Origin of the sequence: Microbacterium sp. NPDC089189, assembly GCF_040685095.1 — a bacterium.
Taxonomy (GTDB): Bacteria; Actinomycetota; Actinomycetes; order Actinomycetales; family Microbacteriaceae; genus Microbacterium.
In genome coordinates, this window is the sequence record NZ_JBFBHG010000020.1 from 1 (window position 1) to 26,696 (window position 26,696).

The 26,696-nt window shown below is 67.1% G+C and carries 19 protein-coding genes, 1 tRNA gene and 2 rRNA genes; 7 read left to right on the forward strand and 15 right to left on the reverse strand.

All coding sequences use genetic code 11. The features are described 5' to 3' along the window. From AB0N73_RS12060 to galU, 6 genes are all read right to left on the reverse strand, one after another. Positions 1-3,077 (reverse strand): 23S ribosomal RNA (locus AB0N73_RS12060); the annotation flags it as partial. Between the two features lie 413 nt (positions 3,078-3,490). After that, positions 3,491-5,013: ribosomal RNA gene (locus AB0N73_RS12065) — 16S ribosomal RNA — on the reverse strand. Between the two features lie 1,128 nt (positions 5,014-6,141). Next, positions 6,142-6,217: transfer RNA gene (locus tag AB0N73_RS12070), tRNA-Ala, on the reverse strand. A gap of 48 nt (positions 6,218-6,265) precedes the next feature. After that, entirely contained in the window at positions 6,266-7,156 is an 891-nt protein-coding gene (locus AB0N73_RS12075; RefSeq protein WP_363563749.1) for a large exoprotein, read from the reverse strand. Between the two features lie 63 nt (positions 7,157-7,219). Continuing rightward, the gene (locus AB0N73_RS12080) at positions 7,220-7,849 is read right to left on the reverse strand and encodes a GNAT family protein (RefSeq protein ID WP_363563751.1); all 630 of its coding nucleotides are present in this window, start codon (positions 7,847-7,849) and stop codon (positions 7,220-7,222) included. 19 nt (positions 7,850-7,868) lie between these two features. After that, the gene (galU, locus tag AB0N73_RS12085; protein WP_363563753.1) at positions 7,869-8,753 is read right to left on the reverse strand and encodes a UTP--glucose-1-phosphate uridylyltransferase GalU; all 885 of its coding nucleotides are present in this window, start codon (positions 8,751-8,753) and stop codon (positions 7,869-7,871) included. Positions 8,754-8,793: 40 nt separating this feature from the next. Here galU and AB0N73_RS12090 point away from each other — a divergent pair, with 40 nt between their 5' ends. From AB0N73_RS12090 to mscL, 3 genes are read left to right on the forward strand one after another with little or no spacing between them, the layout of a single operon-like run. Further along, positions 8,794-9,399 carry a 5-formyltetrahydrofolate cyclo-ligase gene (locus tag AB0N73_RS12090; RefSeq protein ID WP_363563755.1) on the forward strand — a complete coding sequence of 202 codons (606 nt, stop codon included), beginning with the start codon at positions 8,794-8,796 and terminating at the stop codon, positions 9,397-9,399. 21 nt (positions 9,400-9,420) lie between these two features. Further along, on the forward strand, positions 9,421-9,732 hold the full coding sequence (locus tag AB0N73_RS12095) for an FmdB family zinc ribbon protein (RefSeq protein ID WP_363563757.1): 312 nt from the start codon (positions 9,421-9,423) through the stop codon (positions 9,730-9,732). Between the two features lie 34 nt (positions 9,733-9,766). Continuing rightward, positions 9,767-10,186 (forward strand): large conductance mechanosensitive channel protein MscL, encoded by a 420-nt coding sequence (gene mscL, locus AB0N73_RS12100; protein ID WP_363563759.1) that lies wholly within the window; start codon positions 9,767-9,769, stop codon positions 10,184-10,186. Positions 10,187-10,370: 184 nt separating this feature from the next. Here mscL and AB0N73_RS12105 read toward each other — a convergent pair whose 3' ends face one another. Next, on the reverse strand, positions 10,371-14,063 hold the full coding sequence (locus tag AB0N73_RS12105; protein ID WP_363563761.1) for an AAA family ATPase: 3,693 nt from the start codon (positions 14,061-14,063) through the stop codon (positions 10,371-10,373). Between the two features lie 199 nt (positions 14,064-14,262). Here AB0N73_RS12105 and AB0N73_RS12110 point away from each other — a divergent pair, with 199 nt between their 5' ends. Further along, entirely contained in the window at positions 14,263-14,787 is a 525-nt protein-coding gene (locus AB0N73_RS12110; protein ID WP_363563763.1) for a methylated-DNA--[protein]-cysteine S-methyltransferase, read from the forward strand. Positions 14,788-14,840: 53 nt separating this feature from the next. Here AB0N73_RS12110 and AB0N73_RS12115 read toward each other — a convergent pair whose 3' ends face one another. Together AB0N73_RS12115 and AB0N73_RS12120 are read right to left on the reverse strand one after the other, a co-directional pair. Continuing rightward, positions 14,841-16,457 (reverse strand): sodium/solute symporter, encoded by a 1,617-nt coding sequence (locus AB0N73_RS12115; protein WP_363563765.1) that lies wholly within the window; start codon positions 16,455-16,457, stop codon positions 14,841-14,843. After that, a complete protein-coding gene (locus tag AB0N73_RS12120) occupies positions 16,454-16,804 on the reverse strand; it encodes a DUF485 domain-containing protein (RefSeq protein ID WP_363563767.1) in 351 nt (116 codons plus the stop codon). The genes AB0N73_RS12115 and AB0N73_RS12120 overlap by 4 nt, the downstream gene beginning before the upstream one ends. Before the next feature lie 170 nt (positions 16,805-16,974). Here AB0N73_RS12120 and AB0N73_RS12125 point away from each other — a divergent pair, with 170 nt between their 5' ends. From AB0N73_RS12125 to AB0N73_RS12135, 3 genes are all read left to right on the forward strand, one after another. After that, a complete protein-coding gene (locus tag AB0N73_RS12125; protein WP_363563769.1) occupies positions 16,975-17,790 on the forward strand; it encodes a LuxR C-terminal-related transcriptional regulator in 816 nt (271 codons plus the stop codon). 27 nt (positions 17,791-17,817) lie between these two features. Then, positions 17,818-18,159 carry an Lsr2 family protein gene (locus tag AB0N73_RS12130; RefSeq protein WP_363563771.1) on the forward strand — a complete coding sequence of 114 codons (342 nt, stop codon included), beginning with the start codon at positions 17,818-17,820 and terminating at the stop codon, positions 18,157-18,159. A gap of 78 nt (positions 18,160-18,237) precedes the next feature. Then, positions 18,238-18,771 carry a hypothetical protein gene (locus AB0N73_RS12135; RefSeq protein WP_363563773.1) on the forward strand — a complete coding sequence of 178 codons (534 nt, stop codon included), beginning with the start codon at positions 18,238-18,240 and terminating at the stop codon, positions 18,769-18,771. 45 nt (positions 18,772-18,816) lie between these two features. Here the strand turns inward: AB0N73_RS12135 and AB0N73_RS12140 are convergent, their stop codons facing one another. From AB0N73_RS12140 to AB0N73_RS12165, 6 genes are all read right to left on the reverse strand, one after another. Continuing rightward, positions 18,817-20,784 (reverse strand): FUSC family protein, encoded by a 1,968-nt coding sequence (locus tag AB0N73_RS12140; protein WP_363563775.1) that lies wholly within the window; start codon positions 20,782-20,784, stop codon positions 18,817-18,819. Further along, entirely contained in the window at positions 20,781-21,683 is a 903-nt protein-coding gene (locus AB0N73_RS12145; protein WP_363563777.1) for a multidrug DMT transporter permease, read from the reverse strand. The genes AB0N73_RS12140 and AB0N73_RS12145 overlap by 4 nt, the downstream gene beginning before the upstream one ends. A gap of 27 nt (positions 21,684-21,710) precedes the next feature. After that, positions 21,711-22,394 carry a hypothetical protein gene (locus tag AB0N73_RS12150; protein WP_363563779.1) on the reverse strand — a complete coding sequence of 228 codons (684 nt, stop codon included), beginning with the start codon at positions 22,392-22,394 and terminating at the stop codon, positions 21,711-21,713. Positions 22,395-22,475: 81 nt separating this feature from the next. After that, positions 22,476-23,885, reverse strand: a complete 1,410-nt coding sequence (locus tag AB0N73_RS12155; RefSeq protein ID WP_363563781.1) for a glutamate decarboxylase — start codon at positions 23,883-23,885, stop codon at positions 22,476-22,478. A 69-nt stretch (positions 23,886-23,954) separates the two neighbouring features. Beyond that, entirely contained in the window at positions 23,955-25,910 is a 1,956-nt protein-coding gene (locus AB0N73_RS12160; RefSeq protein ID WP_363563783.1) for a YhgE/Pip domain-containing protein, read from the reverse strand. Continuing rightward, entirely contained in the window at positions 25,907-26,677 is a 771-nt protein-coding gene (locus AB0N73_RS12165) for an ATP-binding cassette domain-containing protein (RefSeq protein WP_363563785.1), read from the reverse strand. The genes AB0N73_RS12160 and AB0N73_RS12165 overlap by 4 nt, the downstream gene beginning before the upstream one ends. Between the last annotated feature and the right edge of the window lie 19 nt (positions 26,678-26,696).

The window sequence follows — 26,696 nt, forward strand, 5'->3', positions numbered from 1 at the left end:
GGTCAGCTTCACGCGTTACCGCGCTTCCACATCCGGCCTATCAACCCAGTAGTCTGGCTGGGAGCCTCTCACCCGAAGGTATGGAAGTCTCATCTTGAGGCCGGCTTCCCGCTTAGATGCTTTCAGCGGTTATCCATCCCGAACGTAGCTAATCAGCGGTGCTCCTGGCGGAACAACTGACACACCAGAGGTTCGTCCAACCCGGTCCTCTCGTACTAGGGTCAGATCCTCTCAAACTTCCTACGCGCGCAGCGGATAGGGACCGAACTGTCTCACGACGTTCTAAACCCAGCTCGCGTACCGCTTTAATGGGCGAACAGCCCAACCCTTGGGACCTACTCCAGCCCCAGGATGCGACGAGCCGACATCGAGGTGCCAAACCATGCCGTCGATATGGACTCTTGGGCAAGATCAGCCTGTTATCCCCGAGGTACCTTTTATCCGTTGAGCGACAGCGCTTCCACAAGCCACTGCCGGATCACTAGTCCCGACTTTCGTCCCTGCTCGACCTGTCAGTCTCACAGTCAAGCTCCCTTGTGCACTTACACTCGCCACCTGATTGCCAACCAGGTTGAGGGAACCTTTGGGCGCCTCCGTTACTTTTTGGGAGGCAACCGCCCCAGTTAAACTACCCACCAGGCACTGTCCCTGAACCGGATTACGGTTCGAAGTTAGATATCCAGAGTGACCAGAGTGGTATTTCAACAATGACTCCACGAACACTGGCGTGCCCGCTTCAAAGTCTCCCACCTATCCTACACAAGCCACACCGAACACCAATACCAAGCTGTAGTAAAGGTCACGGGGTCTTTCCGTCCTGCTGCGCGTAACGAGCATCTTTACTCGTAATGCAATTTCGCCGAGTTCGCGGTTGAGACAGTTGGGAAGTCGTTACGCCATTCGTGCAGGTCGGAACTTACCCGACAAGGAATTTCGCTACCTTAGGATGGTTATAGTTACCACCGCCGTTTACTGGGGCTTAAATTCAGAGCTTCGCTTACGCTAACCCCTCCTCTTAACCTTCCAGCACCGGGCAGGCGTCAGTCCGTATACATCGTCTTGCGACTTGGCACGGACCTGTGTTTTTAGTAAACAGTCGCTACCCACTAGTCTCTGCGGCCTCCAAACGCTTTCGGAGCAAGTCCTAATACGTCGAAGGCCCCCCTTCTCCCGAAGTTACGGGGGCATTTTGCCGAGTTCCTTAACCACGATTCTCTCGATCTCCTTGGTATTCTCTACCTGACCACCTGAGTCGGTTTGGGGTACGGGCGGCTAGAACCTCGCGTCGATGCTTTTCTTGGCAGCATAGGATCACCCACTTTTTATCCGCATCGTGTCTCAGCCTTAACGAGAGACGGATTTGCCTATCTCTCGGCCTACGCACTTGCACCAGGACTACCATCGCCTGGCTTGGGCTACCTTCCTGCGTCACACCTGTTAATACGCTAACCGCACCAGCATGGGGTCGAGCGTTAGACCGGCCGGCATCACCCCGAAGGGATCCACTCGAACCGGGTTAGGACTCTTAGCACCACTGGATTAGCTTGGGCGGTTCTTCGCCGGTACGGGAATATCAACCCGTTGTCCATCGACTACGCCTGTCGGCCTCGCCTTAGGTCCCGACTTACCCAGGGAAGATTAGCTTGACCCTGGAACCCTTGGTCTTTCGGAGGACGTGTTTCTCACACGTCTTTCGCTACTCATGCCTGCATTCTCACTCGTGTAGCCTCCACGGCTGGTTCACACCGCCGCTTCGCTGGCCACACGACGCTCTCCTACCCATCAACACGGCTGGACCACGAAGGCCTACCAAAAATGTCAATGCCACAACTTCGGTGGCGTGCTTGAGCCCCGTTACATTGTCGGCGCGGAATCACTTGACCAGTGAGCTATTACGCACTCTTTCAAGGGTGGCTGCTTCTAAGCCAACCTCCTGGTTGTCAAAGCAACTCCACATCCTTTCCCACTTAGCACGCGCTTAGGGACCTTAGTTGGTGGTCTGGGTTGTTTCCCTCTCGACTATGAAGCTTATCCCCCACAGTCTCACTGCTGCGCTCTCACTTACCGGCATTCGGAGTTTGGCTGACGTCAGTAACCTTGTAGGGCCCATCAACCATCCAGTAGCTCTACCTCCGGCAAGAAACACGCAACGCTGCACCTAAATGCATTTCGGAGAGAACCAGCTATCACGAAGTTTGATTGGCCTTTCACCCCTATCCACAGCTCATCCCCTCAGTTTTCAACCTAAGTGGGTTCGGTCCTCCACGACGTCTTACCGTCGCTTCAACCTGGCCATGGATAGATCACTTCGCTTCGGGTCTAGGACACGCGACTGAATCGCCCTATTCAGACTCGCTTTCGCTACGGCTACCCCTCACGGGTTAACCTCGCCACGTATCGCTAACTCGCAGGCTCATTCTTCAAAAGGCACGCTGTCACCCCTACTAAGGAGGCTCCAACGGTTTGTAAGCAAACGGTTTCAGGTACTATTTCACTCCCCTCCCGGGGTACTTTTCACCTTTCCCTCACGGTACTTGTCCGCTATCGGTCATCTGGGAGTATTTAGGCTTATCAGGTGGTCCTGACAGATTCACACGGGATTTCTCGGGCCCCGTGATACTTGGGATACTCTTCACGCCAAGAGAGGCATTTCGACTACGGGGTTGGCACCCTCTTTGACCGGCCTTTCAAGACCGTTCGTCTATACCTTCTTGTAACGTCGACCACTCGGCAGAATGATCAGAAAAGTCCCACAACCCCGAATACGCAACTCCTGCCGGATATCACACGTACTCGGTTTAGCCTGTTCCGGTTTCGCTCGCCACTACTAACGGAATCGCGGTTGCTTTCTCTTCCTGTGGGTACTGAGATGTTTCACTTCCCCACGTTCCCTCTACCCGCCCTATATATTCAGGCGGGAGTCACTGGGTCGGCACGCCGCCCAGCGGGGTTTCCCCATTCGGACACCCTCGGATCAAAACTCGCTTATCAGTTCCCCGAGGCTTATCGCAGATTGCTACGTCCTTCTTCGGCTCCAGATGCCAAGGCATCCACCGTTTGCTCTTAAAGACTTGAAATCACATGAGTTTCATCAAGAATCGAACCCCACCCCAAAGGGTGAGGCGAAATTGACTAATGATCTAAAAAGATCATCTGTGAAACGATCCGAAGATCGTCTCTAAGATGCTCGCGTCCACTGTGTAGTTCTCAAAGTACGGGCGGTACCCATCCCCACCACCCCCCAAAAGGAGCGACAGAAAAAGGCCCAGAGAGTCGACCGCAGCCCAAAGGCCACACCCGGTCCCTCAGGACCCAACAGCGTGCATGCCCCCACCGAATCCCCCAGCATCGTTCCCACCGCAAGCGGCGTACTAAACACTGAGATCTCCCGAAGAAGCCTCGTCAAATGTTCCACCCATGAGCTAACCAGCACCACACATTCGGTGATGAACTGGCGCCTGGAAGACAAAAGTCTCCAGATGCTCCTTAGAAAGGAGGTGATCCAGCCGCACCTTCCGGTACGGCTACCTTGTTACGACTTAGTCCTAATTACCGATCCCACCTTCGACGGCTCCCTCCACAAGGGTTAGGCCACCGGCTTCAGGTGTTACCGACTTTCATGACTTGACGGGCGGTGTGTACAAGACCCGGGAACGTATTCACCGCAGCGTTGCTGATCTGCGATTACTAGCGACTCCGACTTCATGAGGTCGAGTTGCAGACCTCAATCCGAACTGGGACCGGCTTTTTGGGATTCGCTCCACCTCGCGGTATTGCAGCCCTTTGTACCGGCCATTGTAGCATGCGTGAAGCCCAAGACATAAGGGGCATGATGATTTGACGTCATCCCCACCTTCCTCCGAGTTGACCCCGGCAGTATCCCATGAGTTCCCACCATTACGTGCTGGCAACATAGAACGAGGGTTGCGCTCGTTGCGGGACTTAACCCAACATCTCACGACACGAGCTGACGACAACCATGCACCACCTGTAAACGAGTGTCCAAAGAGTTCCGTATTTCTACGGCGTTCTCGAATATGTCAAGCCTTGGTAAGGTTCTTCGCGTTGCATCGAATTAATCCGCATGCTCCGCCGCTTGTGCGGGTCCCCGTCAATTCCTTTGAGTTTTAGCCTTGCGGCCGTACTCCCCAGGCGGGGAACTTAATGCGTTAGCTGCGTCACGGAAACCGTGGAATGGTCCCCACAACTAGTTCCCAACGTTTACGGGGTGGACTACCAGGGTATCTAAGCCTGTTTGCTCCCCACCCTTTCGCTCCTCAGCGTCAGTTACGGCCCAGAGATCTGCCTTCGCCATCGGTGTTCCTCCTGATATCTGCGCATTCCACCGCTACACCAGGAATTCCAATCTCCCCTACCGCACTCTAGTCTGCCCGTACCCACTGCAGGCTGGGGGTTGAGCCCCCAGATTTCACAGCAGACGCGACAAACCGCCTACGAGCTCTTTACGCCCAATAATTCCGGATAACGCTTGCACCCTACGTATTACCGCGGCTGCTGGCACGTAGTTAGCCGGTGCTTTTTCTGCAAGTACCGTCACTTTCGCTTCTTCCTTGCTAAAAGAGGTTTACAACCCGAAGGCCGTCATCCCTCACGCGGCGTTGCTGCATCAGGCTTTCGCCCATTGTGCAATATTCCCCACTGCTGCCTCCCGTAGGAGTCTGGGCCGTGTCTCAGTCCCAGTGTGGCCGGTCACCCTCTCAGGCCGGCTACCCGTCGACGCCTTGGTGAGCCATTACCTCACCAACAAGCTGATAGGCCGCGAGCCCATCCTGAACCAAAAAATCTTTCCAAACGTTGACCATGCGGCCACGTCTCGTATCCAGTATTAGACGCCGTTTCCAGCGCTTATCCCAGAGTTCAGGGCAGGTTGCTCACGTGTTACTCACCCGTTCGCCACTGATCCACCAAGCAAGCTTGGCTTCACCGTTCGACTTGCATGTGTTAAGCACGCCGCCAGCGTTCATCCTGAGCCAGGATCAAACTCTCCGTAAAAGAATGCTGCATCAACGAACCGGAATAGGCCCGCATCCGCGAGTTTGAACTGACCAAAAGGATGCCATTACTGACAATCCATACGCCAACCCCAAAAAGGAGCTGGACTTGATCCAAAGGAATCTCAAACCCACCAAAAAGGCAGGCCGAGGTTAATTGGCATTTGACAAGTGCACGCTGTTGAGTTCTCAAGGAACGGATGCTCCTGCTGGTCAGCTTCTCAGCCTCCCCCGCAGGGCAACTTCTCCATCTTACTCGATCCGTTCTCCGTGTCAAATCCGCCTCAGCGGATCCGTCACGCGCACCGGAGTGCGTACGATCCAGGATCGAAACCGTCACGCGAAACGAAGGTGAACCTTGCTTCTTGTGGGGTTTTGTTCTCCGCTTGAGGGGGCGGGGCCTTAGCCTCTCCGCTCTTCCCTGTGGGGCGAACAAGTAAGAGATTACGTGGGATCCGGGGACCTGCCAACTCGGCGCATCCGCCCGGGCGTGTCGCGCATGTTTCCGCAGAGTTTCCGCATTCGCCACCCGCCCTCTCCCCCAGCGCTTCTTCCCTCCCCCGCGACGCGCAGATCCCCTCCCCCGAGGTGCGCCGAGCGCACGGCATCCCGTCGAATGCACGACATCCCAACGCAGCCACCCCGTGCACTCGACGGCAACCCGTGCACTCGACCCACTCCGCGCTCAGCCCTCCGCCTCGCCCTCCCACACCCTGCGCACCTCACACACCGAACGCACGACATCCCGCCGAACGCACGACATCTCGACGCAGCCACCCCGTGCACTCGACGGCAACCCGTGCACTCGACGCGGGATGTCGTGCACTCGACCACTCCGCGCTCAGCCCTCCGATCCCGCTCTCCCCCTTCCCGCACCCTGCGCCACACACACCGAGCGCACGACATCCCGCCGAAAGCACGACATCCCGACGCAGCCACCCCGTGCACTCGACGCCAACCCGTGCACTCGGCGCGGGATGGGGCGGGATGGGGCGGGATGGGGCGGGCCGGCGGGCGCGGCACCGCAGGAGGAGAGCGCCGATGGGCGCGGCACCGCGGGAGGTGAGCGCCGGCGGGGCGGCACGGGGCGGGGAACGAAAAAGACCCCCGCGAGCGGGGGTCTTTCATGTGGTGGACCTGAGGGGATTCGAACCCCTGACCTCTTCATTGCGAACGAAGCGCGCTACCAACTGCGCCACAGGCCCGTAAAGCTCATTCACCGTATCACGGGTGGATGGACCTCTTCGACCGCGTCACCCTGCCAGCCGGCGAGCGTCGAGGAGCTTGCGCACGTGGGCTTCGATCTCTCCGTCATCCACGTATCCCATACGGGCATACGGCGATTCCGGCTGCACGGCGGCGGGGCGCACGGACTCGATCGGCGTCGGTGCCTCCTGTGCGGCGCGCGCACGCTTGGCTTCCTCCACGGCGGCACGGCGCAGGGCGGCGCGAGCGTCCTGCGCGTCCTGCACGAGCGCGGCGCGGGACCCGGCCGTGGCGGTGAGGGATCGGGGCAGCGTCCGGGGCTCCCAGGTCGCCGGCGGCGCGGCGATCGGCAACGCGACGTCCTGCACCTCGGCGGGCGCCGCCACGGTCGCGACGACCGCCGGGCGGATCGCGGCGCGACGCGCGACGCGCGACATCTGATTGAGCATCACCGAGCTCACCAGCAGGACCGCACCCCCCGTCCAGAGGAGAGTGCTCACCCCCCACGTCAGTTGCGTCCACACGCCCGCGCCGATCGCACCCAGCGAAACGATCGCCAAGGTGGTGGCGGTCAGGCGGGTGCGGCGACGGGCACGCGCCATGCGCACCTCGGGCCGCTGGCGCAGCGCCGCGGCTTCGACCTTGGCGGCGTCGAGCTCCAGGCGCGCGGTCACGAGTTCCGCGCGCTCACGCTCGGCCAACGACCGCCGCGCGAGCTTCTGCTGCGCCATGGCCGTGCGAGCGGTCAGCTCGAGCCGGACCTCCTGCGGCGTCTCACTCGTCTCGGCGAGGATGCGGAGCGCCTGGTTCAACCGAACGGCGTTCCGCTCGGCGGCGTTGTACTGGTGCCTGCTCTGCCAAGACGGCAGGAGATACAGCAGCCAGAGCGCGACGGCGACGAAGAAGATCACGCCACCGCCCAGCACCTGTCCGCCCATGCGCTCCACGGTAGGCGACCGAAGCCCGTGCCGCCCGGACATCGCGGCGTGTCGGGCTCACTGCTAAGGTGCGGTCCGGTCGCTGTCGGGGATATCGGCCGCGTGCGCCGGCACCTGGCCCTCGGCCCACCGGTTGAGCACGCCGTACGGCACGTCCTCCCGGGTCAGCGCGAACGCGTAATGGTCGCGCCAATCGCCGTCGATGTGGATGTAGCGACGACGCAATCCCTCGTACCGGAACCCCAGCTTCTGCACGACGCGCAGGCTCGCGTCGTTCTCGGGGCGGATGCAGATCTCCATCCGGTGCAGACGCAGCTCTTCGAAGCAGATGTCTGTGGCCATCGCGACCGAGATGGGGGTGATGTCGCGTCCCGCGTAGTCGCGCGAGACCCAGTACCCGATCGTGGCGGACGACAACGAGCCGCGCGCGATGCCCCACACGTTCAGCTGCCCGGCGACGAGGCCGTCGTACTCCATGACGAACGGCACACCGGCGCCGTCGCGGTACTGCTGCAGCAGACGCCGGATCCCGACCTTCATGTCGAGCGACACCGCGCCGTCCGGACTCGTCGCCTCCCACGGGCGAAGCCACGCCCGGTTGGTGAGCAGATGGTCCTGCAGCACGCGGGCGTCGCGGTTGCGCACCAGCCGGATGCCGACCCGCCCGTGCTCGCGCGACGCCGTGAGGTCCACGCGGTACCCCTCTTCGATGTCAGAGACCGGCCGCGAAGTCCTTGAGCCACGGACGGAGCTCCGCACCGAGGTCTTCACGGTCGCTGGCCAGCTGCACGATGGCCTTGATGTAGTCGAGCTTGTCGCCCGTGTCGTACCGGCGCCCGCCGAAGACGACGCCGTAGACGCCCGCGTCGGGGTCGGCGGCCTGCTCCTGCAGCGCGTCGGTGAGCTGGATCTCGCCGCCCTTACCGGGCTCGGTGTGCTCGAGCACGTCGAAGATCTCGGGGCCGAGGACGTAGCGCCCGATGACGGCGTAGTTCGAGGGCGCGTCTTCCTTCTTCGGCTTCTCGACGAGGCCCGTGATCTTGACGACACCGTCGGTGTCGGTGGCCTCGACCGCCGCGACGCCGTAGAGGTGCACCTGATCGGGGTCGACCTCCATGAGCGCCACGACCGAGGCACCGTGACGGTCGTACTCGCCGAGCATGGTCGTGAGGAGCGGATCGCGCTCGTCGATCAGGTCGTCACCGAGCAGCACAGCGAACGGGTGGTCGCCCACGTGCGAGCGGGCGCGGAGCACCGCGTGGCCCAGACCCTTCGGCTCGCCCTGGCGCACCATGTGGATGTCGGCGAGGTCGGTCGAATGCTCGACCTTGGCGAGCCGGTCGAGGTCGCCCTTCTCGCGCAGCTTCACTTCGAGCTCCGGCATGGAGTCGAAGTGGTTGGCGATGTTGTTCTTGTTGCGCCCGATGATGATCAGCACATCCTCGATGCCCGCGGACACGGCCTCTTCCACCACGTACTGGATGGCGGGCTTGTCGACGACGGGCAGCATCTCCTTCGGCATGGCCTTGGTCGCCGGCAGGAAGCGCGTTCCGAGACCGGCGGCGGGAATGACGGCTTTGAAGGGTTTGTGAGCCATGGGGCGATCCTAGCGGGGAGCGGTATCTAGAATCGTCAGCATGTCTGAGGGTGTAGAGCACGACGCGGTCGATGACGCGAAGCGCGCCCTGCGCGCCGATCTGCGCGAGAAGCGCAACGCGATGGCGCCCGCGGCTCGCGAGCGCGCGGCGCTCGATCTGACCGCACGGCTGGACGCGCTGGTCGCCGAGACCGGCGCCCGGGCCATCTCGTGCTTCCTGTCGGCAAGCTCCGAGCCCGGCACCCGCGACTTCGTCCGCGAGGCCGTGCGCCGCGGCATCCGGGTGCTCCTGCCGATCACCCGCGTCGACGGCCTCCTCGACTGGGCCGTCGCCACGACCGACGGCGACGTCGCCGAGGGCCTGTTCGGCATGCCGGAGCCCGTCGGGGAGCTGCTCGGGCCGATCGCCGTGAACGACGTCGACCTGATGATCATCCCCGCCGCCGCCGTCGACCAGGGCGGGATGCGGCTGGGCTGGGGACGCGGCTACTTCGACAAGACGATCGGCTCGATGGAGAAGTGCCCGCCGGTCTACGCCGTCGTCTACGACACCGAGATCCTCGACGATCTTCCGCGGGACGTGCACGACCAGCCGGTCACCGGCGTCGTGACCCCCACCCGCACCCTGAACCTGCGCGCCGTCTGAGCGCCCGACCCGAGAGATCCCATGCCGACCTATGCCTACGCCTGCACGCACTGCGGGCACCGTTTCGACGCCGTGCAGTCCTTCACCGATGCGACCCTCACCGAATGCCCCGAGTGCGGCGGCGCCCTGCGCAAGGAGTACGGCTCGATCGGCGTCACCTTCAACGGATCGGGCTTCTACCGCACCGATTCCCGCGCCGGCGGAGCATCCGCGAAGGACGGCGGCTCCGGGTCGAAGGACGGCGGCTCCACCAGCAAGAGTGGAGACTCCGGCTCGACTTCGGCATCATCGAGTTCAGGGGCCTCCGCCCCCGCCGCGCCCGCGGCATCCTGACCGGCGGCCGCCGGCCAACTGAGAGGAGCATCGGATGATCAAGGGCTTCAAAGAGTTCATCATGCGAGGCAACGTCATCGACCTCGCCGTCGCCGTGGTCATCGGTGCCGCCTTCACGGCGATCATCAACGCGATCGTCGAGGGGCTGATCAACCCGCTCATCGGGTTCCTCTTCCAGCTCGGCGACCTCAGCAGCCTCAACATCGTCGTCCCGACGCTGTTCGGCGGAACCTCCACCTTCGCGATCGGCTCGATCCTGGTGGCGTCCATCAACTTCGTGGCCGTGGCCGCGATCGTCTACTTCGTCTTCGTCTTCCCCATGAACCGGTGGAAGGAGCGTCAGGCCGCCCGCGCCGGCGTCGCCGAGCCCGAAGAGGCGAAGCTGCCCACGGAGCAGGAGCTGCTCATGCAGATCCGCGATCTGCTGCAGCAGCAGGAGAAGCCCCGCGCCTGAGCGCCCGTCGTCTCAGTAGTGAGGCGGCACATCGCGCCGCATCCGCTCGTCATTCGGTCCAGAACCGGATGCGGCGGGTGCGGCGCTTTCGTCGTCGGGGGCGTCGGGCTCGTCCGTCGTGCCCGGTGCCGGCGTCAGGCGCGCACGCCGGGAACCGGCCACGCGCTCCACGCGTTGCCGGTGCTCACTCGAGGACATCGAGCGGCTGCGTGCTGGCCTGAGACGGAGCGGCGGGGCCGATTCCGAGCAGGGCGCCGACGCGCGCGGCCACGGCCGCGGGATCGCTGTACAAGTCGAACGCGTGCACGCGGAGGTAGTGCCAGCCGAGACGGCGGAGGATCTGCGGGCGCAGCCGCAGCGACTCGCGCAGTGACTCGGGTCGCGTCTCCGGGTCGCTCTCGACGACGACGGCCTTGCCGCCGTGCCCGGCGACGAGGGGCAAGAGGCCCCGGTAGTCGACGTCGACCGTGATGCCGAGCGCCCGCAGCTCGCGTGCCAGGGCACGGGTGAGCGGGTCGGCGAGGTCTTCGAGCCGATCGCCGCGCGACCGGGCCGCCACGCCTCCCAGAATGCTCATGAGCGTCGCGGCGCCGTGCTCGAGGCGACCGTCCTCGAAGGCGGTGGGGCGGATGGAGGAGACGATCACCATCGAGCGGCGCGCACGCGTCATCCCGACGGTCAGCAGGCGTTCGCCGTCGGGCGTGGAGAGGTCGCCGAAGTCGCTGAGGACGCGGCCGTGCTTGGTCAGGCCGAATCCGAGCGAGAAGATCACCCGGTCGCGACTCTCGGCCACGGACTCTTCGAGCGTCAGCACCGCGAACGGCTCCGCGGTGTCGCGCGAGACGAAGTCGGCCACATCCGCACGGCCCGCGAACGCCGCATCGACGGCGGCGCGGATGCGCTCCGCGTGACGGCGGCTGGCGGTGACGACCATGAGCGACTCGCCACCGCGGGTGACGGCGTGCTCGGTGACGAGCGTGACGACGCGCGACACCTCGGCGTCGGGGCTCTCCACCGCGCCGGAGATCGGATCGGGCGTGCCGGTGCCGCCCTCGACGTAGTCGACGCTGAGGCTGCCGCGGCCGAGGTACGAGCCGGCCCACGGCAGCGAGGCGATCTCGCCGCCGTAGAACGCGTCGTTGACGAGCTCTGCCAGGTCTTCGCCGCCGGCGCGGTAGCTGCGGGTCAGCGTGGCGACATCGAACAGGCCCGCGAGGCGCTCGAACACGGAGGTCTCATCGAACGGCTCGTCGAACTCGTCGGCCTGCGCGCGCTCACCGGCTCCCACCGCGAAGGGGGTGGGCTTCTGCGTGACGGGGTCGCCGAAGAGCACGACCTGCCGCGCGCGACGGAGCGCGGGCGCGGCCTCGGCGAGACAGAGTGCGGCGGCATCCGCGATGATCACGACGTCGAACATCGCGGCATCCGGGATGTCGGGGACCTCGTACGGCGACGCCAGCCACACCGGTGCGAGCGTGCGCAGCAGCGTGGGGGCCGCCCGCACCAGCTGCTCGGGAGCGGTCACGCTGTTCTTCAGCGCGTGCTTGAGGGCCGCGGCTTCATCCGCGTAGTCGACGAGCCCGATCTTCCACTGCGTCGCGAGCTGCGCGGCGAGCACGGGGCCGGATGCGGCGGCATGCGCCTCGTCGACGAGGCGGAAGTCGCGCTCGAGCCTGTCGAGCACGGCCGTGTTGGCGCCGAGCAGCGCGCGATCGGTGCGCAGCAGGTGCTCGAGGGCGGACTGCCACCAGGCGAACTCGAGCTCGGCCGCGACCTGCTCCTCGGGCACGTGGCGCACCGAGAGCTCGGTCAGCAGCGGGGCGAGCCCCATCCGGTCGAGCTCACCGCGGAGCGACGCACGCTCGACGAGGTTGTCGAAGTAGGCCGACTCGGCGGCGAGTCCCGCGAGCACCCGCACGAGGTGCGCGACGGGGAGCGAGGCCAGGCGCGCCGACTCGCGTCGGCGCAGGATCTGGTCGAGCTCTCCCAGCTGCGCGTCCACGCGCTGCCAGGCGACGTGCACGTCGGCGAGACCGGTGGGCACATCGGGCACGACGCCGACCTCGACCAGGCGCTGCCAGTCCGCGCGCTGCTGCTGGATCCGCACGAGCGACTCGTACATGTCGGAGACGTGCACGCCGGGGCGCACGTACTCGCGCGAGAGGCGCTTGAGCCGGCGCCGGTTGGCGCTGCTCATGTCGCCGCCGTCGCGCTTGGACGCGTGGGCCTGGATGAGCTCGACGAGCGGCCGCTCGAAGACGGTGGGGCTGAACTTGTCGAGCGTCTCGCGGATGCCCTGCAGCAACCGCAGGTACTCCCCCAGCTCGTCGACGGTGCGGAAGGGCCGCATCCGGGTCTGGGCGATCAGTTCGTATCCGCGCTCGAGCAGGCTCGGGACGTCCTGCCCGCTGAGCTTGCCCGCCAGCGCGTGAGCGGCTCGGGCGGCGGCGGTCGTCTCGAAGCTCACGCCGTACCAGGGCGAGTCGTCGGGTCCGAACCGGAACTCGCCGAGCTTCGCAGCCGACACGAGTTTCGCGGCGGCCTCGGGGCGGTGGTCGCGCAGCGACTCGAGGGTCGCGACGTCGAAGCGGGCGGATGTGGAGGGCGACGGCGTGAGGGCAGCGAGCTCCGTGAGACGCCGCACGACGGCGACGGTCGAGACGCCGAAGCTCCGGTGCTGCACGGTGAGCGCGCTGCGGTAGTCGCGCAGCACGGTGCGCAGACGCACGAGCGCGTCGTCGATCTCGGCGACCTTGGGCGGCTGCGCCTTCTCGTTGCGCCCGATGGCGCGGATGAGGTCGCGGTGCAGCTGGCGCGGCGTGACGGCGAGGCCGTCCAGCCCGATGCCGGCCAGGCGATGACGCACCCCGTCGAGCGTGGAGCGCCGCGCGCTCACGACGAGGACGCGGCGTCCGCTCTGCACGAGCGCGCCGATCGCGTTGATGACCGTCTGGGTCCCGCCGGTGCCGGGAAGCGTGTGGACGTTGAGCGAATGGCCGGCGGCGATCCGCGCGAGCACGGCCTCCTGCTCCTCGTCGGCGTCGAGCAGCAGCGTGTCGGCGGCGGGCGTGCGGTCGTCGGGGCTCGTGACCGTCGGGAGCGCGGGCCGCACCGAGAGCCGCTCGCGGTCGGCGGCGTGCCCCGACAACGCGTTCAGCACGGGGTGCTCGAGGTCGGCGGTGTCGCGCGCCATGCCCGATCCCACGTCGACGAAGTTCGACAGCACGAGCCGCGGGGTCACCGTGAAGGTGGGGATGTGGGTGGTCAGCGCGCGCAGGTGGTCGATGACCGGCTGCGGGCGGAAGACGGCGCCGTCGTGGGCGAGACCGGCGAGCGCCGCGGAGTCGAGGTGGATGCCGAAGTGCGTGCCGAGGGCGCGCACGAGTTCCGGGTTGACGGTGAAGGCACCGTGCAGCTTGAGCTCGAAGTCGGTGTGGTGGCGGCGGATGGCGAGGGGGCGCAGGAGCACCGGCGCCGTGCAGACGATGCCGCCGATCCGCCAGGACGCCATGCCCACGGCGAGCGCGACCGTCTCGAGTCCGCGCGCGGTGCGCAGCTCGACGTTCTTGGCGGTGATGCGTTCGGCCGCCATCCGCGCGGTGCGCAGCGCGACCTCGTCGCGGTAGAGGTTCGACAGGAGGGTGGACCGGCCGGTGAGGAACTGCGGCAGGCTTCCGGGGTGCGCCTTGTTGACGTCGATGCCCCGCTCGGGGGTGTCTTCATAGAAGAGGAGTGTCGAGCGTCCGCCCAGCAGGGCCGCCTGCGCACGGATGCGGGCTCGATCGGGCTCCGCCACGTGCGTCACCGTGACACCGGGTTCGGCGACGCCGAGGTCGCCAGGGCGCACGGGATCCGTCGCCTCGTCTGCACCGGCCATCGCGGTGCCCTCTCCACGCCACACACGAGTCACCTTAGGCGCGAGTTCGCACCCGAGGGGTCATCCCCGCCCGAGTTTCGCGGGATTGGCGACACGCCGGGACGACCGGCGCTTCCTCCCCCGGGCGGATTCGACGGCGCGTCCTCCCCACACGCGCCCTCCGCCGGCCGGTCGCGGCGCCGCACGACAGGATGACTACATGACCGCGACGACGTTCCGCATCCACCCGACACCGGTCGGCGACGTGCTGCTGCTGGCCTCGCCGGCGAGGCTCATCGGGCTCGACGTCCTGGACGCCCCGCTGGGCGTCGCGCTGGAGGGATGGACCCGCCTCCTGGGCGCCGTGCCCGAGCCGAACGACGACGATGGCGCGGCGCAGACCGCCGCCCAGCAGCTCGACGAGTACTTCGACGGATCGCGCACCGCCTTCACCGTGCCCATCGACTGGTCGCCCGTGCGCGGGTTCACCCGCGCCGCGCTGCAGGCGGTGGGCGAGATCCCCTACGCGCAGACCGGGAGCTACGGCGACGTCGCCCACCTGGCGGGCAGCCCCCGCGCGCATCGCGCCGTCGGGTCGGCCTGCGCCCACGCGCCCATCTCGATCATCGTGCCGGTGCACCGGGTGGTGCGCGCCGACGGATCGATCGGCGAGTACGGCGGCCGCCCCGACCTCAAGCGCGCCCTGCTCGATCACGAAGCCGCGCATCGTCCGGCGGGCGTGTAGGCCGCCCGCCGGACGATGACGCTCACCTCAGGTGAGCACGCGCCCCCGCGCGCTCAGTGGTCCGTCGCCTTCTCGGCGCCGAATCCGGTGAGCGATCGCACCTCCATCTCGGCGGCCTTGCGCCGGTCCTCCTTGCGCCGCGAGGTCACCGAGCCGAGCCAGCCGAGGAAGAACCCCAGCGGGATCGAGACGATGCCCGGGTTGTTCAGCGGCCAGATCGCCACGCCGACGTTCTTGAACACGCTCGTCTCGGTGCCCCAGAAGACGGGCGAGAACACGATCAGGATGATGGCGGCGGCAAGGCCGCCGTACATGCTCCAGACGGCACCGCGGGTCGTGAAGTTCTTCCAGAACAGCGAGTAGAGGATCGTCGGCAGGTTGGCGGAGGCCGCGACCGCGAACGCGAGGGCGACGAGGAACGCCACGTTCTGCCCCTGCACGCCGATGCCGCCGATGATCGCCAGCACGCCGATGACGATGACCGTGCGCCGGGCGACCTTGACCTCGCCGTCCGGCGGCACGTTGCCCTTCTTGATGACGCTCGCGTAGATGTCGTGGGCGAACGACGCGGCGGCCGTGATCGTGAGCCCCGCCACCACGGCCAGGATCGTCGCGAACGCGACGGCCGAGATGAAGCCGAGGAGGATGGGGCCGCCCAGTTGCAGCGCCAGCAGCGGCGCCGCCGAGTTGACCCCGCCCGGTGCGGCCGCGATCGTCTCCGGCCCGACGAGAGCGCCGGCACCGTAGCCGAGCACCAGCGTGAGCAGGTAGAAGAGGCCGATGAGCCAGATGGCCCACACCACCGAGCGACGCGCTTCCTTCGCGGTCGGCACGGTGTAGAAGCGCATCAGCACGTGCGGGAGCCCGGCGGTTCCGAGCACCAGGGCGATGGCCAGCGAGATGAAGTCCCACGGGTTCTTGCCGTACTGCAGGCCCGGAGCGAGGATGGCGTCGCCCTGGGGTGAGGCGGCGACCGCGCTCTCGAGCAGCGTGTTGAGGTTGAAGCCGTTGATCGCGAGCACCCAGATGGTCATGACCAGGGCGCCGCCGATCAGCAGGAACGCCTTCACGATCTGCACCCAGGTCGTGCCCTTCATGCCGCCGATGAGCACGTAGACGATCATCAGCACGCCGACGACGGCCACCACGATCGACTGACCGAGCTGGTCGCCGATGCCGAGCAGCAGCGACACGAGTCCGCCGGCGCCCGCCATCTGCGCGAGCAGGTAGAAGAAGCACACCGCGAGGGTGGTGAGCGCGGCCGCCATCCGGATGGGGCGTTCCTTCAGCCGGAACGACAGCACATCCGCCATCGTGAACCGGCCGGTGTTGCGCATCAGCTCGGCCACCAGCAGCAACGCCACGAGCCAGGCCACCAGGAACCCGATGGAGTAGAGGAAGCCGTCGTACCCGTTGATCGCGATCGCCCCGCAGATGCCGAGGAACGACGCCGCCGAGAGATAGTCGCCGGCGATCGCGAACCCGTTCTGCGGCCCGGTGAACGAGCGTCCCGCCGCGTAGTAGTCCGCGGCGGTCTTGTTGTTGCGCGACGCGCGGATGACGATGAACAGCGTGACGGCGACGAACGCCGCGAAGATCGAGATGTTCAGCACCGGATCGTTCTCGACCGTCTGCACCGCCGCGTGGACGGCCCCGAAGACCTCGTTCATCGGCCGGCCTCCTCGCGCTCGAGCTCTTCACGGAGCGCCTTCGACTGGGGGTCCAGCCGGCGGTTCGCATAGGAGACGTATCCCATCGTGATGGCGAAGGTGGTCACGAACTGGCCGAGGCCGAGGAGGAGACCGACGGTGATGTCTCCCCACACCCGCTGCGCCATGAAGTCGACGGCGAACGACGACAGCAGCACGTACGCGAAGTACCAGACCAGGAAGGCGATGGCGAGCGGGAACACGAAGCTGCGCTGCGATCGCCGCAGCCGTTGGAAGGGCGGTGACTCCTGCACCGCGATGTAGTCGATGGTGCCGTTCGCCGAGGAACGGTCGTTGTCGTCAGTCATGTGGCCTCCTTGCCTCATGCCGGTGACGCATCATCGCGTCCGGGGGTACCGCGGCGCACGATCACGCCGGTGGTAGGGTCAACGCTACGAAAATCGGCAATGACGCCGACACCCCCGGAAGTAGGTAACGCGCCGTGGTTCATCCCGGTCGACCGAACGAGCTCCAGCTCATGTCCCGCGCCGTGCGCGACCTCGTCGCGAAGACACGGTTCCCCGTCGCCTTCGGCGGACTCGTCACGGAGCACTCGGTGCACGTGCGCGCCATCGTCGGCGCCCGCGGCCGCTCCATCGACGGCCTCGTGGTGCGTGAGCAGCGCGGCCTCGGCGGGCGGGCGATGTCGGAGCGCCGTCCGCGCCTGACGCTCGACTACCGCAGCGCCCGCGGCATCACCCACGACTATGACGGCGCGATCCTCGGCGAGGGGATCGCGACGCTGTTCGCCGTACCCGTCGTCTCATCGGGGCGCACCCGGGCGATGCTCTACTGCGGCTCGTGGTCCGAGACCGCCGTTGACGACGGCATCGCCGCGCCCGCGCTCCGCGTAGCCGGCGAGCTCGCGACCGAGTTGCGCATCCACGAAGAGGTCGAGCGCCATCTCGCCCGGGCAGAGACGGCCGCCCCCGAGGCGGGATGGGATGCCGCGGCCCGCGAGGAACTGCGCGAGAGCTTCGCGGAGCTGCGGGCGATCTCGGCCACGGTCGCCGACGCCGGGCTGCGAGCGCGACTGGCCGGCGTCGAGCGGCGCCTCGCCTCGGTCGCGCACGGCGCGCCGACCGAGACGACCTCGGGCGTGCAGCTCTCGCCTCGCGAGCTGGATGTGCTGGCGTGCGCCGCGCGCGGCTCGACCAACGCCGAGATCGCGACGGACCTGGCGCTCAAGGAGACCACCGTCAAGTCGTACCTGGCCGCGGCGATGTCGAAGCTCGACGCGTCCACCCGCCACGCCGCCGTTGCGGAGGCGCGCCGGGCGGGTCTTCTGCCCTGACCGGGGACTCGTCGGTAAGGTGGCGTCATGGCGCGCAGAATCGTTCATCAGCTCGTGGACGACCTCGACGACTCGGTGCTGGAGGTGGGAGAGGGCGAGACCGTCCTCTTCTCGCTCGACGGCACCGCGTACGAGATCGACCTCTCCGACGCGAATGCCGCCGCCCTGCGCGACGCCTTCGCCCCGTACGTCGAGGCCGCCCGTCGCGTCTCGTCCGGCCGCACGTCGGCTGCGCCGCGTGCGCGTCGCCGCACCGATCAGCGCGATTACGCCGAGATCCGCGCGTGGGCCAAGGCGAACGGTCACCAGGTGTCGGAGCGCGGGCGCGTCCCCGCATCCATCGTCGACGCCTTCGACGCCGCGCGCTGAGCCTGCCGCGTCACGGCCGCGGATGACGCGGCCGAATCGTTACTTGCCCCGGCGGGGGCGCACGCCCACACTGTTCGCATGCGCACACGGATTCCGCGCGCGGCGGGCGTCATCGCCGCGTCTTTCGTCCTCCTCTCCCTCACGCTGACCGGCTGCGCCGGCGGCGACTCCCCCTCATCCGATCCCGAGACGGATGCGGCGCCGCCGGCCGCATCCACGCCCGAACCTGTCGACGACGACAGCACGGGGCAGATGTTCGGCTGCACGCAGGCCCTCATCGACTACGCGGCCGACAACGGCTACCCCGAGGCGACGCCCGCCGACCCGGCGACGTTCACGATCCCGGAGGCCGCGTTCGAGGTGACGCCCGACTGCTACATCGCCGACGAGTACGAGGGCGCCTCCCGATTCGGCGCCTTCTGGGTGACCGATCCCGAGGGCACGCTCGCGCAACTCGGTGCGGCACTGGATGCCGCCGGCTACGTGCAGAGCGACGACTACGGTCCGCTCGTCTGGTGGTTCGGCGGCGACGACCCGATGACCGCGGATCACGCGATCGCCGCGGCCCCGCAACCCGTCGAGGGCACGGATGTGCTGTGGGCCACCTGGTGAGCTGAGCACCGCGGCGCGGTCAGCGCGCACGCGCGGTCCGACGGCTCAGCGCGGGGATGACGCGCGTGCGTGGGCGTCACCGGGTCGCCGGTTCGGAAACCGGAGCGCGGCTCGAGCGAGCGCGATCTCCTGCGCGACCGTCCTCAGCGGGGTCGCCCCGATCGGGAACGCTCCGGGGTCTCGGCCCGTATCCGCCGCCGCGGCCAGATCGTCCAGGGCCCGCCGCACCGCATCGACGTCACCCGGGTCGGCCGACCCGCCCGCGGACGCCAGGTCGGTGGCCGTGGCGGTCACCGCATCCGTCACGCGCTCCAGCGCCGACACCTCGGGAAGCCACGCCATCGCGGCGGCGCTGATCGCCGGAGGCTCCGCCGCCGATGCCGCGATCTGCGTGCGCACGTCGGAGATCTGCCGGTAGAGGTCGCGTCGCGCCATGGCGCGGTCATCCTCCCCTGGCCTCCGGAGCGCCAGATCGACGTACGAGGAGACCGAGCGGATGAGGTCGGCGACCCGGTGCGCCACCCGCCGGGGTGCACGCCAGGTGGCGGGCCACGGCAGGTACCCGACCAGGAGGACGATGCCGCTGCCGAGTACCGTCTCCAGCAGCCGGTTCTCGAGGAAGTGCGGCGGATGCCCGGCGTGGATCTCGACGAGGAGAACCGCGAGCGGCGTGGTGACCATGGAGTACAGGCCGTAGTTGCGCGGCATGGCGAGCGGGACACCCGCGGCGAGCACCACGATCAGAAGCAGCTGCCATCCGTCACGAGGCACGATGACGATCGCGAGAGACCCGATCGCCACGCCGACGAGGGTGCCCGCCCCGCGCTGGACGGCACGGGCGAACACCGAGCCCAGATCGGGCTTCATCACCTGGGCCACGGTGAGCACGACGATGTAGGGGTGATCGAGCCGCCACCAGAGGCACAGCGCCTGGGCGAGACTCATGCAGAGCACCAACCGGAGCACGGATCCCCAGAGATCCGTGCCGGGGATGAGGGCGCGGGCGGCCGAACGGATGCGCGCGGTCGCCGTCGGAGTCGACGGCAGCGAGAGATCCGGGTCCGCATCCGGGCGCAGGGCGCGGGTGAGGTGCGAGAACGCGGCGGCGAAGACGGGATCCTGCTCGGTGGGCGAGAGCGTCGGTCGTGGACGCGCGGGATTCTCGACCCACAGGGCGACGTGGCGCAGCATGCGCGCTCCGTCCGGACGGGGCTCGATGCGGTCTCCGGCGGCGATGGCGGCGTCGACGAGCGGGGCGGACGCATTCACGGCGCTCACCAGGACCCGCCAGCGGGGATCACGGACTGCCCGCGCCGTCCGCGCGGTGCGCAGGACGTCATCGGCGTCGTTGAGCGCTGCGGTCACCGCGAGCGACGCTCGTTGCGCGGACTCAGCCGTCGGCGCCTCGAGCTGATCCGCCAGTGCCCGGTAGACACGTGCGACCGCGTGCCGCTCGGGGGCGCGGTCGCGATCGGCGTACGCCGCCGTCACCACGGTGAGCAGGAGCCGCCAGACGGCCCCGAGGAAGAAGATGAGTGGCGCGATCCAGGGCGAGTGCAGGCCGAAGTCCGCATTGGCGGCCGTCACGGTGAAGATCAGGAACGAGACCGCGGACCGGGATGCGGTGGCGCTCACCGCCCCCGAGACGCCGGACAGGAGCGACGCGAGAACCACGACGACGAAGGTCATGACCGTGTGACCATGCACCGCCGTTCCCACCGCGAACCCCACGGCCGCCAGCGTCGACCCGAGCGCCATGCGCCGCACGCGCAGCACCCGCGCGGAGCCGCTGTCCATCGTCGTCGCCACCAGCGCGCCCATCGACGCGAGCGATCCCGCGCCGACCACCGCGGCCTCCGTCGGCGCAAGGAGGAGCGCGAGTCCGACGGGCGCCGCGATGCCCGCGGCCGCCAGGCCCACCCGACCCCACAGGATGGGCGCGTGTTTCTCGTGCACGAGCGCGCGCGCCCAGACCGCGGTGGCAGCCGCCGCCCGGCGCGCCGGCGTCGTCATCGCGGCACGCTCTCCGCTTTCGACAGGGCGAAGACACCGCCGATCGCGATGGCGCCCGCAACGATGAAGGCGACGAACGCCCAGGGCGGCGCGGTGCTGGCTTCGCCGAGGATCGCGATGCCGAGGACGACGGCCACCGCCGGGTCGACCACGGTCAGACCCGCCACGACCACCTCGGGACGGTTCGAGGCGTGTGCGCGCTGCACGAAGTAGACCGAGAGGCCGCCCGCCGCTCCGATCCCGATGATGCAGACGATCGTGAGGAGGTTGGCGAGATCCCACGTGAGCCCGCCGGATTGCAGCGCCGCCTGCACCCGCAGGATGACGGTCTTGCCGAGCGTGGCGACGAAGGCCGAGTAGATGCCGCCGAGCAGCACCCACAGCACGGGCGGCGTGCGGCGGTGCCGCCCGAGGTACCAGACCGCTCCCGTCATCGCGAGCACGACGGCGAGCACGATCAGCACGGCGACCAGCTGCTGATCGGTGATCGGCTGCTGGGTGCTGACGAGGGCGGCGACCGTCACGAAGCCGGCGACGCCGATCACGCAGACGGCGATCGCCCGCACGACCTGCTTCGAGGGTGCCCGGTGCGCGATGATCGCGGTGACGAGCGCCGTGACGACGAGGGCGGTGACCCCGATGGGCTGCACGACCATGAGCGGAGCGAACGTCAGACTCCCCATCTGCAGCAGGATGGCGACGCCGAGCAGCAGCGCGCCGATGAGCCAGAAGCGGTTGCGAACGAGGTTTCCCGCCTTCGAGCCGTGTGCACCGTCCGTCTCGACGAGTGCCTCCATGGCCTGCACGCCGCGCGCCTGCAGCAGATTGCCCACCGCCAACGCGATGGCGGACGCGACCGCGAGCGCTATGCCCAGAAGGGGCATCGACAGCTGTTCCACGTCATCTCCCCCGTCGGCTCGGGAGCGTCACGACGACGAGTCTGCGCGCGCATGCCGATCCCAGAACGGCAGGACGACGAGCGAGGCCAGCAAGAAGCAGATCGCCCCGATGAAGGTGCCGTTGTTGGCGAGCGCGCCGTCGAAGCTGGCTCCGCCGGGCAGGATGTAGGCGCCGACCGCCGACAGCCCGAACGCCACGCATCCGACGAAGTTGATGACGACCGACCACCACGCCCGGGTGCCCGGGCTCCAGAGGCTCGCGGTGTGGGCGAAGGCGACGAAAGCGAGGACGCCGCTGACGAGGAAGGCCACGGATCCCCCGGCATCCGGGTTCCACACGAAGTGCTCCTGCGACGAGATCGACTTCGCCCGCAACGCCGCGGTCGTGCTCACGTTGAACATGAGGGTGCCGAACGTCTGCGTGGCGGCGGCGAGCCATTCGGCGCGCACCATCCGACCCGGTGCGTACGACACGTTCACCGCGACCGCGCCGCTGAGGAACAGTTGGATGAGGCCCGCCGTGGTGAAGAACCACGCGCCGACGAAGAACAGCAGGTTCGAACCGCCGGATCCGAGCTCCGTGCTGAGGCCGGGAGCCGACCCCAGCGCGAAGAACGCGGAGCCGATCATGAAGCCCCAGCACTGCTTCGTCACTGAGGGGACGAGGAACCGGTTCCTCGGTCGCTCGAGGCTGTTCGTTGCCGTGCTCATCGTCCGCCCTCAGGTCGTGGTGTGCCGCCGGAGCCGGCGGGGAAGGCGCCTCATCGATGCCCCCTCCCCGCCGGCGGACGCTCAGTGGTGGAAGTGGGATCCGCTGGAGGCTTCGTCCGGCAGCGGCACGGTCAGCGCGTCGAGGAACGCCACCTCGCCCTTGATGTCCGCCAGCAACGCCGAGGCGAGATCCCGGCTGAGCCCCACCTTCACGACGATGCGCTGCAGCACGACGTCGGCCATGTCGTCCGCCATGGGATAGGCCGGCACGAGCCAGCCCTTCATCCGCAGGCGGTCGGCGAGGTCATACAGGCTCCAGATCTTCGTGTACCCGTCCTTGAGGATCCACGCGAACACCGGGATCGTGTCGCCCTTGCTCACCAGCTCGAACGGACCGATCTTGGCGATCTCGCTCGAGAGGTAGGTGGCGACGTCGATCGAGTTCTGCTGCACCGCCCGGTACCCCTCGAACCCGAGCCGGAGGAACTGGTAGTACTGCAGCAGCACCTGGGCGCCGGGCCGCGAGAAGTTCAGCGCGAGCGTCGGCATGTCGCCGCCGAGGTAGCTCACGTGGAAGATCATGCTCTCCGGCAGCACGGCGGTGTCGCGCCAGACGACCCAGCCGACGCCCGGGTAGACCAGGCCGTACTTGTGGCCGGACGTCGAGATCGAGTTGACGCGGTCGAGTTGGAAGTCCCACACCAGATCCGGCTGACAGAAGGGCGCGACCATCGCACCGGATGCCCCGTCGACGTGGATCTTGACGTCGAGGCCGGTCTTGGCCTGGATCTCGTCCAGCTTCTTCGAGATCGCGACCGTGTCGTCGTAGAGCCCCGTGAAGGTCTGCCCCAGGATCGAGACGACGCCGATGGTGTTCTCGTCGACGTAGTCCTCGAGGTTGTAGCCGTCGAGGATGATGTGGTCGGGGCTGACCGGCACGTAGCGCGCCTCGACATCCCAGTAATTGCAGAACTTCTCCCACACGACCTGCACGGCGGCCGACATGATCAGGTTCGGCTTGTCGAAGGGCTTCCCCTCGGCCTTGCGCTTCTCCTGCCAGAGTCGCTTGAGCGCGAGACCGCCGAGCATGCACGCCTCGGACGAGCCGATCGTCGACGTGCCGATCGTGTCCTTCGTGTCGGGCACGTGCCAGAGGTCGGCCAGGATGCGCCAGCAGCGCTCCTCGATCGCCGCGGTCGCCGGGTACTCGTCCTTGTCGATCATGTTCTTGTCGGCGGCTTCGAGGTACAGCTTCTTCGCCTCGTCGTCCATCCACGTCGACACGAACGTGGCCAGGTTCAGACGCGAGTTGCCGTCGAGGATCGCCTCGTCGTGCACGATCTGGTACGCCGTCTCGGGCAGGCTCGGGCCCGCGGGCAGCACGAACTTGTCGAACTCCGTGGCCTCGCCGGGGCGGACGAAGACCGGGTTCACGCTCAGCGTCGGGTCGATGTTGGTGGTCTGACGGGCCTTGCTGGTGTTGCTGGTCATTTTCGCTCCTGATCGTCCATGTGCGTCGAGTGGGGATGTGGGGTCGTGTCGGGTGGCGGGCGGCTCCTCCTAGACCTCGACCGGCGGGTACAGGCGGTCCATGTTGTACTGCCGGTTGCGTCTCGCCGCCCAGGTGGAGATCGCGACGAACGCGATCGTGAGACCGGCGACGACCGCGATGGCGACGCCGAGCCGGTAGTCGATACCGCCGAGGATCAGCTGACGCAGCGCCGTGTTGGTGTACGTCATCGGATCGAACGGGTTGATCCACTGGAAGAGGGCGGTCGTGGTGGGCACCGGGTAGATGCCGCCGGCCGATGTCAGTTGGACCATGAGGAAGGCGAGTGTCAACACGCGCCCGACCGCCGGCCCGAAGAGGGCGTTGAACATCTGGATCATCGCCATGAACATCATCACCATGAGCAGCATGAACCCGTAGGTGCCCGCGGCGTGGGCCGGATGGAGTCCGATCGGGAAATAGACGACGAGGAACAGGATCGTCGCCTGCAGGAACCCGACGAAGATCGTCGGCACATACGATGCGAGCACCGTGCGGAAGGACCCGAGGCCCTGCGCCAACGGACGCGCCAGCAGCGGCGTGAAGAGCATCCACGCGATGATCCCGCCGACGAAGAGCGCCAGCCCGAGGAAGAACGGGGCGAAGCCGTACGCGAAGGTCGCCGCCTTGTTGTCGATCTTCTCGTGCAGCTCGACGGGCTGCGCGAGCGCCTTGATGAAGTTCGACTGCTGCGTCTCGTCCCAGGACGGGATGAGCTTGAGTCCGAGGCCGGCGGCACCGGCGAGCTCCTGGGTGCCCGCGGCGAGCTGCGTGGTGCCCGCGGCGAGCTGGCTCGCGCCGTCCGAGAGCTGGATGAGGCCGCTGCTGAGCTGATCGGCTCCGGAACGCAGCTCGTTCGCCTTCGACGACACCAGCGCGAGATCCCGCTGCACGCCGCCGGATTCGACCGAGCGCATGATGACGTTGATGCGACTGCTCGGGTTGGTGAACTCTGCGGCCATCAGGTCGACGTCCGCGTGGATCGCGTCGAAGAGTCCGGTGACCTCCTGCGTGAGCCGGGCGTTCTGGAAGCTCTGCTGCACCCCGGCCAGGCGCGCGGCGACGGCCTGCTCGACCGGGTCGTCGCTGGCGGCGAGGTCGTCGATGACGGTCTGCAGCTGGGCCTCGGCCTCGGTGTGCGCGGCGGCGGCCCGATCGAACGCCCCGGCGACGGCGTTGGTGTTGGCGTCGATGCGCGCCACGATCTGTCGCACCTCGTCGCCCGTGATGCCCGACCGTGCGATGGCGGCGTCGGCGCGGCGGACCGCATCCTGCACCGCGTCGTCGAGCTCGTCGATCGCGTCGGCGATCTGCGCGCCGCCGCCCTTGGCGGTGATCAGGTTCTCGGCGAGTTCCTGCGCACCGCCGTTCGCGGTCTGCATCCCGTCGTTCAACTGATCGACGCTGGCCACGGCGTCCTGGATCTTGGGGATCGCTCCCTTGACGCCGGTGAGCACCATCTCGAACGTCTGCTGCCCGACCTGTGCGCTGACCTGGTTGATGACCTCCTCGGCGGCATCCTGTCCGATCACCGTCGAGAGGTAGTTGTTGGCGTCGTTGTAGCGGAACTCCAGTCGCGCCGAGCGCGGGTCGTCGCCGGCGGCCGAGGCCACCGCCTCGCTGAAGTCCTTCGGCAGGGTGATCGTGAAGTAGTAGGTGCCGTGCGCGAGCCCGTCGGTGGCCTCCTGCTCGCTGACCTCGTGCAGATCGAGCTGCTTCGAATCGATGAGTCCCTGCACGACGTCGGTTCCGGCGTCGAGGGCCTCACCGTTGATGGTGGTGCCCGCATCCAGGTTGACGATCGCGACGGGGATCTTGTCGACGTTGCCGAACGGGTTCCAGAACGCCCACAGGTACAGCGCGCCGTACATGAGCGGCATGAGGATGATGATGACGAACGCGAGGCGCGGCATGCGGCCTCGGTAGTACCGCTTGAAATCACTGCCCGGCGAGAATGCGGCGATCATCGGTCGTAGACCTCCCGCTCGAGGACGGCGAACTCGTGATCGGTCAGATTAGGGACCTCGAGGGCGTCCGTGATGCCGTCGCGCAGGGCGACGCCGTTGACATCGGCCGTGACGACCGTCTGTTCCGCCCCCAGAGCGATCAGGCGATCCATGAGGGTGCCGGCGCTCGCGATGCTGGCCAGCCGGTCGACCCCGCCCACGACCAGCAGCGGGGGTTTGCGGATGTTGGCGACGGCGATGCGGAAGAGCGCCGCGGTGAACTCGGGCAGCTCCTCGACCATCGCATCCATGGAGGGGAGCGAGTAGTCGCCGAAGACGGGCCGGCAGATGCGTTCGAGGTCGGCCTCGGTCGCCTGCGGGACCCACTGGTACCAGCGGGCGGCCCAACGCACCTGCTCGGTGACGATGTCGTGCACGCGGATGGTCTGGCCGATGCCGTCGACCTCGTCGATGTTGGCGATGGCCGCGTGCTCGAAGAGGTGGTGCGGCGCGTCGACGCGGCCGAAGGCCTCGAGTCGACCGGTCGTCGGTTTCATGCGGCCGGCGAGCGTGAGCAGCAGGGCAGTGCGTCCGCGTCCGCCTGCTCCCACGAGCACGGTGACGCCACCGGCGCGCACCGTGAGATCGACCGGGCCGTAGATGTGGCCCCAGGAGGCGTCCACCCCGATTCCGGATGCGGTGATCAGCACCTCTCCGAAGGCGGATGGTCCGCCGCCGCGGGTACCGATGTGGGTGTCGGTCGCGTTCTCTTCCGTCGGCACAGCCACGGTCATCCTCCTTGGGCTC

What these genes read in the sequence shown, in the direction of transcription:
- AB0N73_RS12130 (WP_363563771.1), top strand. Translation starts at nt 17,818, where the DNA reads ATGGCGCGCAGAATCGTTCATCAGCTCGTGGACGACCTCGACGACTCG.
- mscL (WP_363563759.1), top strand. Translation starts at nt 9,767, where the DNA reads ATGATCAAGGGCTTCAAAGAGTTCATCATGCGAGGCAACGTCATCGAC.
- AB0N73_RS12105 (WP_363563761.1), bottom strand. Translation starts at nt 14,063, where the DNA reads ATGGCCGGTGCAGACGAGGCGACGGATCCCGTGCGCCCTGGCGACCTC.
- AB0N73_RS12155 (WP_363563781.1), bottom strand. Translation starts at nt 23,885, where the DNA reads ATGACCAGCAACACCAGCAAGGCCCGTCAGACCACCAACATCGACCCG.
- AB0N73_RS12120 (WP_363563767.1), bottom strand. Translation starts at nt 16,804, where the DNA reads ATGACTGACGACAACGACCGTTCCTCGGCGAACGGCACCATCGACTAC.
- AB0N73_RS12140 (WP_363563775.1), bottom strand. Translation starts at nt 20,784, where the DNA reads ATGACGACGCCGGCGCGCCGGGCGGCGGCTGCCACCGCGGTCTGGGCG.
- AB0N73_RS12090 (WP_363563755.1), top strand. Translation starts at nt 8,794, where the DNA reads ATGTCTGAGGGTGTAGAGCACGACGCGGTCGATGACGCGAAGCGCGCC.
- AB0N73_RS12110 (WP_363563763.1), top strand. Translation starts at nt 14,263, where the DNA reads ATGACCGCGACGACGTTCCGCATCCACCCGACACCGGTCGGCGACGTG.
- AB0N73_RS12135 (WP_363563773.1), top strand. Translation starts at nt 18,238, where the DNA reads ATGCGCACACGGATTCCGCGCGCGGCGGGCGTCATCGCCGCGTCTTTC.
- AB0N73_RS12125 (WP_363563769.1), top strand. Translation starts at nt 16,975, where the DNA reads ATGTCCCGCGCCGTGCGCGACCTCGTCGCGAAGACACGGTTCCCCGTC.
- galU (WP_363563753.1), bottom strand. Translation starts at nt 8,753, where the DNA reads ATGGCTCACAAACCCTTCAAAGCCGTCATTCCCGCCGCCGGTCTCGGA.
- AB0N73_RS12160 (WP_363563783.1), bottom strand. Translation starts at nt 25,910, where the DNA reads ATGATCGCCGCATTCTCGCCGGGCAGTGATTTCAAGCGGTACTACCGA.
- AB0N73_RS12150 (WP_363563779.1), bottom strand. Translation starts at nt 22,394, where the DNA reads ATGAGCACGGCAACGAACAGCCTCGAGCGACCGAGGAACCGGTTCCTC.
- AB0N73_RS12115 (WP_363563765.1), bottom strand. Translation starts at nt 16,457, where the DNA reads ATGAACGAGGTCTTCGGGGCCGTCCACGCGGCGGTGCAGACGGTCGAG.
- AB0N73_RS12095 (WP_363563757.1), top strand. Translation starts at nt 9,421, where the DNA reads ATGCCGACCTATGCCTACGCCTGCACGCACTGCGGGCACCGTTTCGAC.
- AB0N73_RS12075 (WP_363563749.1), bottom strand. Translation starts at nt 7,156, where the DNA reads ATGGGCGGACAGGTGCTGGGCGGTGGCGTGATCTTCTTCGTCGCCGTC.